At 77.2% G+C, this 12,887-nt stretch carries 6 protein-coding genes; all 6 read right to left on the bottom strand.

All coding sequences use genetic code 11. The features are described from left to right. Positions 1–122: 122 nt before the first annotated feature. The 6 genes from ACZ7C5_RS05845 to ACZ7C5_RS05870 all read right to left on the bottom strand — a co-directional run bounded on the left by ACZ7C5_RS05845 (position 123) and on the right by ACZ7C5_RS05870 (position 12,835). On the bottom strand, positions 123–1,625 hold the full coding sequence (locus ACZ7C5_RS05845) for a SagB family peptide dehydrogenase (protein ID WP_401085112.1): 1,503 nt from the start codon (positions 1,623–1,625) through the stop codon (positions 123–125). Between the two features lie 70 nt (positions 1,626–1,695). Further along, complete coding sequence (locus tag ACZ7C5_RS05850; protein ID WP_470322064.1) at positions 1,696–3,963, bottom strand: TOMM precursor leader peptide-binding protein; 2,268 nt, start codon at positions 3,961–3,963, stop codon at positions 1,696–1,698. 110 nt (positions 3,964–4,073) lie between these two features. After that, positions 4,074–7,379 carry a DUF4135 domain-containing protein gene (locus ACZ7C5_RS05855; protein ID WP_401085119.1) on the bottom strand — a complete coding sequence of 1,102 codons (3,306 nt, stop codon included), beginning with the start codon at positions 7,377–7,379 and terminating at the stop codon, positions 4,074–4,076. A gap of 1 nt (position 7,380) precedes the next feature. Continuing rightward, positions 7,381–9,636: an ATP-binding cassette domain-containing protein gene (locus tag ACZ7C5_RS05860; protein ID WP_470322065.1), complete on the bottom strand. Its 2,256-nt coding sequence runs from the start codon at positions 9,634–9,636 to the stop codon at positions 7,381–7,383. Then, positions 9,633–12,044 carry an ATP-binding cassette domain-containing protein gene (locus ACZ7C5_RS05865; protein WP_470322066.1) on the bottom strand — a complete coding sequence of 804 codons (2,412 nt, stop codon included), beginning with the start codon at positions 12,042–12,044 and terminating at the stop codon, positions 9,633–9,635. Before ACZ7C5_RS05865 ends, ACZ7C5_RS05860 begins: the two co-directional genes overlap by 4 nt. Beyond that, entirely contained in the window at positions 12,041–12,835 is a 795-nt protein-coding gene (locus ACZ7C5_RS05870; protein ID WP_470322067.1) for a biotin/lipoyl-containing protein, read from the bottom strand. The genes ACZ7C5_RS05865 and ACZ7C5_RS05870 overlap by 4 nt, the downstream gene beginning before the upstream one ends. Positions 12,836–12,887 lie beyond the last annotated feature (52 nt).

Raw genomic sequence — 12,887 nt, forward strand, 5'->3', positions numbered from 1 at the left:
AAAACCCCGGGCCACCCACCCCGCCACACCGCCCCGCCCTCCCCCCGCCCCCCCCCGTCGGGCCCCCCCCCACGTCCGGGTGCGGGTCCGTTCCCCTCCCGGCCGGCGCCGGCGCGTCCGGCTCAGCCCGTCCCGCGCGACCGCGCCACGATGTCGGCGAAGCGCTGCGCCCGGCGCGGCAGCCCGGCCGGCCGGCTGCCGATCAGGAACTCCCCGACCGAGGACTCCGCCGTCCAGTCCAGCCCGAGCGCCCGCGCCGCCGCGTCGGTGTCGCCGGAGCCGAGCCCGCACGGCGCCAGGCCCATCGCCGTCGCCACCAGGTACAGCGTCTGGTAGACCACCCCGACGTGCTTGAGGGTCAGCGCGTACGCGATCTGGCTGTACTTCCAGGAGAGCCGCCCGAACCGCGAGGTGACGGTGAGCAGCACCTGCGGGTCCACCGTGCAGCCGGTCGCCCGCCACGCCGCCGTCATCAGCTCGCGGAACGCCGCCTCGTCGGCCGGTCCGGTGAACGGGCGGGGGCGCAGCCGGTGGGCGGCCGCGTCGTAGCGGTAGACGCCGGGCACCAGGCCCTCGCAGCGGATCACCGAGAGGTAGACCTCCAGTTCGCCGGTGGCGCCGCCGGCCGGGTAGGCGCGGTCGACCACGTCGTAGCCGTGCGGGTCGTCCGGGTCGCCGGGGATGATCCGGCGGATCCTGGCCACCCGGTAGAGCAGTTCGGCGAGCTGGTCGAGGGTGACCGGCGTCGCCGCGTAGGAGCGCACCGAGCTGCGGCCCTCCAGCACCTCGCTGAGCAGCGGGTCGCGGGCGAGCACCGCGTCCCAGTCGGGCACCGGCAGGTCGATCGCGGTGCCGTCCTCGCGCGCGCCGGGTCCGGGGACGGCCGGCAGCTGGGCCGTCCCGGGGTGCGCGAACAGGCCGCCGCTCGGGTAGTCGTGCCGTCCCGGGCGGCTGCGGGCGTGGAACAGCAGGTCGTGGAAGTCCCACAGCGGGGGCTCGCCGGCCGCGCCGTCGTCCAGGAACCCGGCGCCGGCCAGCAGTCCGGCCAGTGACCTGCCCTCGGCGGGGCCGAGCCCGGCGAGGGCCGCGGCCTCGTCCACCCGGCGGGCCGCGGTGACGGCGGCCACGAACGCCCCGGCCGCTGGCCGGTGCAGGGTGAGCCGGAACGGCGCCGTCGGGGACTCCAGGACACACGCCCCCGCGTGCTCCTCCGGCAGCCGGCGCAGGTAGGCGAAGCGGGAGAGCACCGCGGTGTCCAGCTGGGCGGGACCGGCGGGCAGGCCCGCCGAGCGGGCGATCGGGACGGCGGTGGCGAGCGGTTCGCCGAAGGTGTCGGCGAGGCTGGTGGTGACCAGGTACGGGAAGCGCCGCAGCAGGTGCAGCAGCCGTCCGCCGTCACCGAGCCGGCCCAGCTCGTCCAGGTCGGCGCTCTCCCTGGTGAGGGCGTCGAGCCGGCGGACGGTCTCGGCGCCGAGCGCGTGCACCCGCTGGCGGCCCCAGGGGTGGCTGAGTTCGAGGTCGTCGCCTTGCGCGGTGACGACGACCTCGGGGCGCAGCCGCAGCAGCGTCCGCGGTGGGGCGCCGTCGGTGGCGAGGCCCAGGGGCGGCTGTTCGGTCACGGTCATCGGGGTACCTCATTTCCGGCTGGGCGGGCGCCGCGCGCCTCCCGGCGAGGGGCGGCGGCGCCCGGCGGCGTCAGATGAAGATCGGGACGGGGTTGAGCTCCTCCTCCGGGGTGGGCCGGTCGAGCCACCCGAGGGCGAGCGGGACGTCGTAGAGGCGGCCGGGGGCGAAGCGGGCCCAGAAGTGCCGCATCCCGGGGACGATCACCTTGGCGACCGGCAGGCCGACGTCGGGGCGGGTCTGGTCGAGCACCAGGAACTCCATCCCCCGTTCCTCGACCAGCCGTCGGGCCAGCGCGAGGTCCTCGGCGAGGTCGGGTCCGGCCAGCCGCGCCCAGCGGCCGGGGCCGGCGGCGGGGGCGGCCGGGTCCGGCAGCAGGTACGGTTGGCCGGCCACGGTGGCGCTGGTCCACCAGGCCTTCTGCTCCGGGTCGGCGCCGGTGTAGTCGACCCGTCCGGTGGCGTCGCCGGCGACCGGGCCGAGGAACTGGTTCATCTCGGTGAGCGCCCTGGTGAGCGCGATGTGCGGGTCGAGGTGGGCGCCGAAGGCGATCAGCACGTCCTCGACCGGCTTGTCGGTGCGCCGGGAGAACGCCCCGACCACCGGGATGCCGAAGTCCGAGGTGAGGTCGAGCGCCCAGATCTCCCGGTTCAACCCCCGGTAGACCTCGCGCAGTTGCCCGATGTACGGGTCTCCGAAGGCGTCCAGGTCGACGGCCGGGCGGCGCACCCGGTTGTACCACCACAGGGCGACGGCGTCCCGCTCGACCAGTTCCAGGAAGCCCTGGAGGGCGGCGTCCTCGAAGGACGTCCCGGCCGCGCAGCCGTTGGAGTCCCCGGCCGCGAAGAAGCCGTTCGCATGCCGGTAGCCGTAGTAGAGCGACATGGTGGGCAGCCAGCGGGTGCGCCCCTCGGTGAGCGACCAGGCGGGCGACCACTCGATCCGCTCGTCCTCGCGGAAGCGCTCGGGCACCGTGTTGAACATCGAGCGCTTCTCGTTCCAGCGGGCCCGCTCGGCGTACTGGCGGTCGCTGTAGAGCAGGGTGCGGGCGGGGTGGACGGCGTCGTCGCCGAGTTCGCGGAAGCTCGCGGTGCGCCGGGCCTCGTCGCCCTGGAAGACGCCGGAGTGGCGCTCCATCGCCTCGCCGAGGGCGCTGGCCCTGGCCTGCACGTCGGTGCGGCCCTTGCCGCAGCTGAGCGCGCGCAGTCCGGTGCGCAGCTGGCGCAGGTCGCCGCTGTGCCGGGAGAGGTTCTGCCCGGAGACGTACACCCGCAGCCCTGCCGGGGTGCGTCCGGCGGGGACCAGTGAGGTCACCACGCCGGTGACCGGGGAGAGTTGGTGGCGGTAGCGGTCCAGCATGTCCTCCGGGGAGGCGGAGCGGTGGCCGCCGTCGGAGGTGAAGGCCTTGGCGCGGGACTCGAAGGCGACCGGGGCCAGCTGGCGGCGGGCCATCAGCCCGGCGTCGCCGCAGGCGCCGCACTGCGGGCGGCGGACCAGGCGGTGGCGCTCGGTCTCCAGCAGCACGGTGTCCAGGGTGAGCACCACCGGCTCGGCGGGCCGGAGCCCGGCCAGCCACTTGGCGGTCTCCAGGGCGGCGAGCTGGACGCCGGTCTGCAAGGTGGGCGCCAGCCCGGCGCCGGCCGTGGGGATCGGGCCGTCCTGGCCGAGCCGGTGCCGGAGGTAGCTGAGCGACTGCCGGTTGGCGGACAGCCGGTGGGCCAGGCACTCCCAGCAGCCGGTGGCGCCCTCGGCGCCGTCCGGTCCCGGCACGAACACCGGGCCGACCCAGACGATCGAGCCGACCGGGCGGGCGAGCAGCCAGGGCCGGCCCGAGGCGCGGGCGGCCGCGTCCCGCTCGGCGAGGCCGGGGTGCAGGTAGTCGTCGGTGAGGGCGACGGTGAACCCGGCGTCCGGCGTGACGGTGACCCCGGCGGCGGCCAGCGCGGCGAGGAAGGGCGCGGCGTCGATGTCTCCGTACACCTCGACCCTGACGGTGGCGGTGCGCAGCGTCTCGGCGGCCGCCGCGCCGTCCAGGCCGGCCATCGCGAAGTACGCTGCGGCGGCCGGGTCCCGGGGCCTGGCGGCCTCGGTCAGGTAGCCGCGTTCGCGCAGCCGCTCGACGGCGGTGCGGACCCGGTCGGCGGGAACGGTGGCGGCCAGTTCGCGGCCGATCTGCTCGGCGGTGCGGGTGCCGTCCAGCAGCGGGGCGAGGTCCCTGGCGAGGCGGCCGTCGACCACGGAGACGCCGCGCTCGGAGACCAGGTAGAGGGCCTCGTCCTCGACGACGTACGGGGTGTAGTGGGGCTGGAAGCCGATGGCGGGTGCGGGTGTGTCGGGCATGGCTGGTCCCTGGGGATGGTCGGTGGTCCTCGGTGGTGGTCCTCGGTGGCCCTCGGCCGTCGGCGGCGGTCCTCGGTGGTCCTCAGTGGTCCGGGGACGGCTGCCCCGGCTCAGCGCAGCGTGGCGAGCGGGGCGGCGGCCGGGTCGAGCAGGCGCAGCAGCAGCAGGCCGACGGCCGAAGTGCCGTCCAGGGTGCCGAGGTTGATCCGGTCGTCGGCGACCCGCTCGGGGTACCAGCTGCCGGTGGCGCGGTGGCGGGCGATCAGCTCGCCGGCGAGCAGCCCGGCCGCCTCCCGGCCGTCGTAGAACGGCCCCGGCAGCAGCGAGTCGGCGCCCTCCGGCAGGGTGTGCAGCAGCCCGGCCTCGGCCGCGGTGAGCGCCTCCCCCGCGGTGGCCACCAGCTCCCGCCCGCTGCGCGCGGCGATCCGGTGTTCGCTCACCTCGGGCGCCAGCAGGTCCAGTTCGTCCGGCGCGACGACGGCGGAGCCGAGTGCGGTGGCCGTCTCCAGGCAGGCGAGCCGGCCGGAGCGGGTGGCGGTGGCGAAGCGGTGGGCGCGCAGCCGTTCGCGGACGGCGTCCGGTGCGGCGAGCAGTCCCGACGCCTCGGCGGCGGTGCGGGCGAGGGCGGCCGCGATGGAGTCGGCGCCGGTCGGCACCAGGCCGAGGAAGCCGTCGCCGATCCCGTCGCCCTCCTCCTGCGCCGCGCCGAAGCCCTCCAGCAGCCCTGCGGCCAGGGCGCGGACGCCCTCGTCGGTGGGCCCGTGGCCGGCGCCGGCGGTCCGGCGCAGCCGCAGCAGGTTGAGCAGCAGTCCGGCGCGGCCGAGCGGGGCGTCGTCCCAGGAGTCCCGGGCCGGGCGTCCCGGCCGGGCCGGCGCGGGGGCCGCGACGGCGAGCGCCCCGGGCACCAGCGCCTGGGCGGCGGCGGTGAGTTCGGGTGCGCCGAGCAGGGCAGCGCCGCGGGCCAGGGCGTGGATCAGCGAGCCCGGTCCGGCCAGGCCGCCGGGCACGGGGTGGCCGCCGGCCAGCCGGGTGTCGGCGGCGAAGCCGAACGCGCGGGGGGCGTCCGGGTCGATGAACGAGGCGGCCTCGGTGAGCAGCCGGTGGGCGGCGCGGTGGAACCGGGGCTCGCCGGTGGCGGCCCACAGCTCGGCCAGGTACACCGCGAGCCCCGGGGTGCCGGTGACCAGGTCCAGGCCGAGCACCTCGACCTGGCGCAGCCCGGTGCCCGGGTACCAGCTCTGGCCGAGCCAGCCGGTGCCGCGCCGCTCGGCGAGGACGGCGTCGCCGATCCGCACCGCGTGGTCGAGCAGTTCGCCGTTGGAGGGCACCGAGGCGCGCACCGCCCTGGACGGCTCCCGCTCGCGGTCGGTGCCGGTGCGGGCCGCGTCCAGGCAGCCGGTGAGCACCGCGACCTGGCCTTCCAGGTCGAAGCCGGCCAGTTCGGCGACCCGCTCGCCGAGCCGCTGCCACCCGGTGCCGAGGAAGTGCCCGGGGATCTCCCGGCCGTCCGCGGTGAAGACCGAGGAGGAGGTGGTCAGCGAGCGGAAGAAGGGGATGTCGAGCTCGCGGAAGGCCTCGATCTCGGCGAGCACCACCTCGGCCAGGTCGGTGCGCCCCGGCACCTCGGCGAGCACCGGGGTGGTGCCGTGCAGCGCGCCGGCGAGCACGGTCTCCCTGGTGGCGCCGGAGTCGAGGGCGAGCGGGCTGGTGGAGGCCCTGAGGATCTTGTAGCCGTCCCAGGTGTGCCGCCAGATGTAGCGCACCCAGATGCCCCTGAACCCGGCCAACGGACCCTCGGGGTGGGCGAGTTCCTCGCGCAGCCGGCACAGGGCGGCGTGCATCTCGCGGTAGCCGGCGACCACCTCGTCGGTGTACTGCCAGGGGTCGGCGGTCTCGGTGCCGCCGTCGTCCGTCGCCAGCACCGGCCGGTACGGCGGCAGCGGCAGCGCGGGCACGCCGGGGGCGACCTCCAGGCTGCCGAGCCGGGACAGGCAGCCGATGTCGAGGGTGGTGCGGCCGCGCGCCGGGGTCCAGGACTGGAAGGCCATCGCGGTGCGCACCACGGTGGACTCCAGGTCGTCCAGCAGTCCGTGCTGCTCGGGCCGGACGGCCGGCGGCGGCTGGACCCTCGGGTAGAGCAGGCACTCCAGGTCGATCAGCGCGGGGTGCTCGCCGTCCGCGAGCAGGTTGTCCGCCCACAGGTCGCGGCCCTCCAGCAGCTGGACCAGCCGGACGGTCATGCCCAGGCGCCGGTAGAAGCGGGCGAAGCCGGAGCGGTCGGCGCAGGGCCGGTGCGGGACGAGCTCCTCCCAGCCGTAGTCCTCCTCGGCGGCGCCGGTCAGCGAGGCGGCGTGGCCGTCGTCGCCGCGGTCGCTGCGCAGCAGGACGGTGCGCAGCGGGAGGTCCAGCGACAGCTCCCGGTTGAGCCGCTCGACCAGGCCGAGGTAGGCGGTGGCGTGCCGCATGTCCTTGGGCTTGTAGACCACCGAGCGGCCGCCCGCGAAGTGCAGCAGGGCGACGGAGCGGCCGCCGGCGTGCCGGTCGCCGGCCTCGCCGCGCAGCGAGTCGAGCGCGCCCGGGTCCTCGCCCTGCCACATCCGCTCGACCAGCAGCGTACGGTCCGCGGCGAGCCGGGCGAACAGTTCGGTGTGGGTGTGCTGCCACTGCCGGCAGGCCGTCCCGACCAGGTGGGCCAGGCCGGGCAGCCGCTCCAGCCGGGCCAGCCAGCCCTCCCTGGAGGCGTCCAGGCCGCCGGCGGCGTCCCAGTCGGTGGCGCGCGGGCGGCCGGTGACGGACTGGAGCTCGTGGCAGAGCGCGAGGTTGGCGGCCTCGGTGAGCCGGCCGGTGAGCAGCCGCCCGAGGTCGGCGCGGGCCCGGTCGGTCAGCGGGACGCCGAGCACCCCGCCCGGCCCGTACGGCAGCAGGCTGTCGGCGGCGGCGGCGAAGGCCGCGGCGATCGCGCCCGGGGCGGAGGTGTCCGGGGTGGGCGCCACCGGCAGGCTGCGCAGGAAGGCGGCCAGCGCCAGCGCCCAGTCGGGCAGCGCGGCGTCGTCGGTGAGGACCACGGAGCGCAGGCCCTCGCCGAGCGGACGGCCGGTGGCGGCGAGGTGGTCCAGCAGGGCGGCGCCGCCGGCCGGGCTGCCGCCGCCGGCCCGGCGCAGCCAGGTGTCCACCGCGGCGCGGCGCTCGCGGCGGTCCTCCTGCTCGTCGGGGGCGAACGGCGTGCTGCCGTCCGGCCTGGCGGCGGCGCGTTCGGTGAAGCTCGCGGCGGCGGCGATCACCGCGCGCAGCCGTTCGTCGGCCCGGGGCGGGCCGGGGAGCAGCCGCTGCTCCCCGTCGTCGGGGCCGCTGACGACGCGCGCCTCGGGGGCCGGGGCGCCGTCGACGGCGAGCCAGGTGTGCAGGTCGAGCGACATCTCACAGCTCCTGGAGTCGGGCGAGTCGGGTGAACAGCGGGTCGTGGTCGAGGAGTTCGCGGTAGGTGCCGGTGGCCGTGAGCCGGCCGCCGGACAGCACGTGGATCCGGTCGGCGGTGCGGATGGTGCTGAGCCGGTGGGCGATCACCACCCGGGTGGTGTCCAGGCCGGCGACGGCGGCGGCGACCTGGCGCTGGGTCGCGTTGTCGAGTGCGGAGGTGGCCTCGTCCAGCAGCAGGACGGCGGGCCCGCGCACCAGTGCCCTGGCCAGCAGCAGCCGCTGCACCTGGCCGCCGGAGAAACCCTGGGCGTCCTCCCCGACCCTCGTCCCGAGACCGAGCGGCAGGCGCCTCAACTCGTCGGCGATCCCGGCGAGTTCGGCGGCCTCCCAGATCCGGTCGAGGGTGATCGCGTCCGGGTCGGCGCCGGCCAGGTTGTCCAGCAGCGAGCCGCGCAGCATCCGGCCGTGCTGGAGCACCGTGCCGATCCGGCGCCGCACCAGGCGGGCGTCCAGTCCGGCCAGGTCGCGGCCGTCGTAGCGCACCGCCCCCGACTCCGGCCGCTCGAAGCCGAGCAGCAGCCGGATCAGGGTGGACTTCCCGGCGCCGGACGGGCCGACCACCGCGACGAACTCCCCGGGCTCGGCGTGCAGCGACACCTCGTCCAGGGCGGGCGCGGTGCTGCCCGGGTAGCGGAAGGTCACCCGGTCCAGCGCGACCCCGCCGCGCAGCTCGCCGGGGTCGACGCCGGGGCCGGCCTGCGCCGGGCCTTGGCCGGTGCTGGTGCCGGTGCCGGAACCGGCCTGCGCCGGGCCGTGGCCGGTGCCGACCGGGGCGAGGATCGGCCGCAGCCGGTCCAGCACCGGGGCGATGCCGTACGCCGCCGAGGCCGCGTGGGTCACCTGGCCGATCGCCGCGGCGACCTGGCCGGCCGCCACCCCCGCGGCGATCAGGTGCCCGGACGGGGTGTCCCCCGCCGCCGTCGCCCCGGCCAGCAGGACCGCCAGCAGCAGCGGCTGAAGGCCCGCGGTGAGCGCGGCGGCGGCCGCGTCGCTGCGCTGGGCGGCGGCGTCCGCCCGCTTCTGGGCGGCGAAGGGCACCGCCCAGCGGGCGAAGGCCTGCACCTCGCGGCCCGCCGTCTGGATCTTGTCCACGCCGAGCAGCAGCCCGTACAGCAGGCCGTTGAGGTGTCCGTGCAGCGCGAACACCTCGCTCTCGTGGCGCTGGCGGCGGCGGCCGAGCAGGAGCAGCAGCCCGGTCACCGCCAGCACGGCGAGCAGCAGCAGCGCGCCGAGCCGAACGTCCACCAGCAGCAGGACGGTCAGGCCCGAGGTGGCGAAGACCGCCCCGAGCACCGCGCCCACCAGCACCTCGGAGAGCGCCTGCCTGGCCTGCGCAACCGCGTTCGCCCGGTGCACCAGGTCGCCGGTGGCGTAGTCGCGGAAGAACCGGGCGTCGTGACCGAGCAGACGGTCCCAGACGGCCGGCTCCAGCGCGGCCTGCACCCGGCCGGTGAGCCGGACGGCGGCGGTGTTGCGGACCAGTGACAGCAGCCAGGCCGCGACCACCGCCGTGCCCAGCAGCAGGGCCAGCCAGCGGACCGGGTGGCGGTCCGCGGCCAGCAGGTCGGGCAGCAGCACGCCGGTGCTCAGCGGCACCAGCAGACCGAGCAGGGCGGCGGCCAGGCCCGCCGCCGTGAGCCTGGCCAGGTCGCGCCGTGCGCCGGGGGTGCGGAGCACGAAGCGGACCAGGCCGGCCAGGCCCGTCTCCTCCTGCGGGAGCGGGAGGTAGAGCTGGAGCGCCCGGGTGGCCAGGGCCGGGCCCCGGTCGCGGCGGCCGCCGGGGTGGGCACCCGGGTCGACGCGGCGGTGGCCGCCGGACGGGCGGGGTACCAGGGCGACCGGCCGGCCGTCGTCGGCCGCGAAGCCGACCAGTGGTCCGGCCAGCCCGGCCGGGTCGCCGTGCCCGTCCCGGCCCTTCGGCAGGGACACCGTCCGGTGCCTGACCCCGGCCGCGCGCAGCAGCGCGGTCAGCGGGTCGGCGCCGTCGGGGCGGGCGGCCGGGGGGACGGGCAGGCCGAGCGCCGTCAGCACGGCCCTGGCCCGGTCCGCCGGGTCCGTCGCGCCTTCGCCGGCCTTCGCCAGCCGGGCGGGCGTGCCCGGGTGCCCGGGGCCAGGGTGCAGGGCGCCGAGCGCCTCGGCCAGGGCCGCCCGGTTGGCACGGACGGTGGCGTCCAGGACGTCGCCTCGGGTGGTCATTCCCCCTCCTCCTTCCTCGTCGTGGTGCCCGGCTTTCCTGCGGTGGCGGTGGCGGTGTCGGTGGTGTCGGCGGTGTCGGCGGTGTCGGCCGTCCCGGTCGCCGCCGGGGCGCCCGCCAGGTCCGCGACCAGCGTCCGGTACGGGCCCGGTACGGCGGCGAGTTCGGCCGGCGTGCCCTGCTGGACGATCCGCCCCCGGTCGAGGACGACCACCCGGTCCGCCGCCTGGACGGTGCTCAGCCGGTGCGCGAGCACCAGGCAGGCGGTGCCCCGGCGGCGCAGGTGCGCGTTGACCCGGGCCTCGGTGTCGGCGTCCAGCGCCGAGGTCGCCTCGTCCAGCACCAGCAGCACCGGGTCGATCGCCAACGCCCGGGCCAGTTCCAGCCGTTGGCGCTCGCCCCCGGAAAGGTTCCTGGCGTCCTCCTCCACCCGGCCCGCGTCCAGACCCCCGCGGCCGGCCACCAGGTCCGCCGCCTCGGCGTCCGCCAGGGCCCGCCGCAGCGCGTCCTCGTCGGCCGCCGGGTTCCAGAGCGTCAGGTTCTCCCGCAGGCTTCCCTCGAAGAGCCGCAACTGCTGCTCCACGTAGGCGATCCGCCCGGTGACCACGGCCCGCGGCCACTCCTCGCGCGGCCGGCCGTCCAGCAGCACCTCGCCCGACCAGGGGCGCAGCACCCCGGCGGCGATCCGGGCCACGGTGGACTTGCCGCTGCCGCTGCCGCCCACGACGGCGAGCCACTCGCCCGGGCGGACCCGCAGCGAGACCCCCTCGACGGTCGGCGGACGGTTCGGGTCGTAGCCGAACGCGACGTCGCGCAGCTCCAGTTCACCGCTCGGAGCCCGGTCGGCTCCGGCCGGCGGGGCGTCCAGGACGGGGGTGAGCCACGGGTCCGCCTCGGCCGACTCGACGTCCTCCAGCAGCGCGCTCTGCGCCCTCGCCATGGTGAACTCCGAGCCGATACCGACCAGTTGGGCGACCGGCTGGAGGAAGCCGTTCATCAGCAGCAGCACCGCCACCAGGGTGCCGAAGGACAGCGAGCCGCCGATCAGCAGCGAGGTGCCGATCACCACGACCGCCGCGGCGGCGGCCGAGTTGAGCGCCGCGGGCAGCGACAGCGGCACCAGCACCGCGCTCGTCACCCGCTGCCCGGTCTCCATCGCCCTGGCCTGCCAGCCCGCCCAGGAGCGGAAGAACGCGTCCTCCGCTCCCTCCGCCTTCAGGGTCTCGATCGCCGACACCCCCGAGAAGGCGACACCGTCCCGCTTGTAGTGCTCCGCGTGCAACCGGTGCAGCAGACCGCCACGGCGGCGTTCGGCCAGCCGCAGCGCCAGGACGTCCAGCACCGCGACGGCGACGGGCACCGCGGCCAGCCGCGGCTCCAGCAGGAACACGGCGCCCAGGTGCACGGCGGCCGCGGCGACCGCGGCCGCGGCGCCGACGGCGCGGTGCGAGAGCAGCACGGCCAGGCCGTCGTTCAGCTGCACCCTGGTGACCAGGCCGCCGAGCTGACGGCGGTGGAAGAACTCCCCCGGCAGCCGCAGCATCCGCCACAGGAAGCCGGCGGAGGAGCGTGCCGCCATCGCCTCCAACACCCGGTTCACCACCGTCTGCTGGAGCCAGGAGCCGAACAGCACGGTCGCCGCGACGCCCGCCGCGGTCAGGGTCAGCGGCACCGCCCAGTCCTGGGCCCCGCCCACCACGACCGAGGACAGGTAGGCGCGCAGCAGGAACGCCGCCGCCACCCCCGGCACCGCGAGCAGCGCCGCCAGCACCACCGCCAGCAGCAGCGCCCCGGTGTACGGGCGCAGCCGCGCGGCCAGCGCCCGCAGCAGCGGGAAGCGGCGTCCGCCGGCCAGGAAGTCCGGTCCCGGTTCGAAGCCGACCGCGATCCCGGCGAAGGAATCCCAGAACTCCTCCGGGGTCGCCGAGTAGCTGCCCATCGACGGGTCGTTGATCCGCACCCGGCCGCGCCGCACGCCCTCGTAGACGGCGAAGTGCGGCCCGGTGACCAGGACCATCGACGGCACGTGCAGCCGCTCCAGGCCCTGCAACCGCCCCTCGCCCCGGACCACCCGGCGGCCGCGCGCGACCAGCCCGTACCGGCCGGCGGCCCGCGCCACGGCGGCGGCGCTCACACCGTCCCGGCTGACCCCGCAGGCCCGCGAGGCCTCGTGCAGCGTCACCCGGCGGCCGAAGGCCCCGAGGACGACGGCCAGGCAGGCCGCGCCGCAGTCCTGTTCCTCCATCTGCGGGACGACGGGCGTGCGCAGATGGCGCCGGGGGCGGCTGGGGCGGCTGGGTCTCTCGGAGCTCTCGGAGCTCTCGGGGCGCTTCCCGTAGCCGCCCCCGCGCTCCTTCCGGTCCTCCCCTTCCGCCCGCTCCGCCCGCGGCTCCCCGACATCGAGGCTCATCGCCCGGCCTCCGTTCCGAACACGGCCTGGTAGGGGTGGCGGGCGCCGAGGTCGACCTCGGCCGTCAGCGGCACCGGTCCTGCCACCCGGCCGACGGAGCCGGGCAGTTCGGCGTACGCGCGCCACACCGGCGCGCTCCCTCCGGGCAGCCCCGGCACCGGGACGGCGAAGGTCCCAGTCAACGAGTCGGCCCGGACGGGCAGTTCGTCCACCGCCGTGATCACCGCGCGCACCGTGCCCGCGCCCGGCACCGGCACCCGCACCTCCCGCCCCGGCACCAGCTTGGCGGCCTGCGGCAGGTCGGTCGCGAAGAGCCGGACGGTGGCCGGCTCCCCGGTCTCGTCCAGCGCCATCAGCCCTGCCCCGGGCGCCACCTGTTCGCCGGGCGCGGCCAGCAGCGTCGTCACCGTCCCGTCGGCGGGGGCGGACACCGGCACCTCGGCCCCGTCGGGCGTGCGCAGCAGCGCCACCGGCTCACCGCGGGCCACCGTCCGCCCCGGCTCCGCCCGGAACCCGAGCACCGCACCGGCCTGGTCCGCCCGTACGGTCGTCGGCGCCTTGCCGTGTGCCACCACCGCCGGGACGGCCACGGTGGCGGGCAGCTCCCCGAAGACCACCCAGCCGGTTCCGGCCGCCACCACCAGCACCAGCGCCGCGACGGCCGCCAGGCCCCTGGCCCCGACCAGCCGCACCGGCCGGTCCTGCCCGGGCTCCAGCACGGCCGCCGCGCGCGCGGCGGCGACCGCCGCGACGGCGCCGCCGGGTTCGTCCTGGTGGCCCGTGGACTTCACGTCCGTCCCAGGCTCCTGCCCTGCGGTGACCTGGCCCTTCTCCCGCTCCGCC

Source organism: Kitasatospora sp. NPDC036993 (assembly GCF_055607525.1).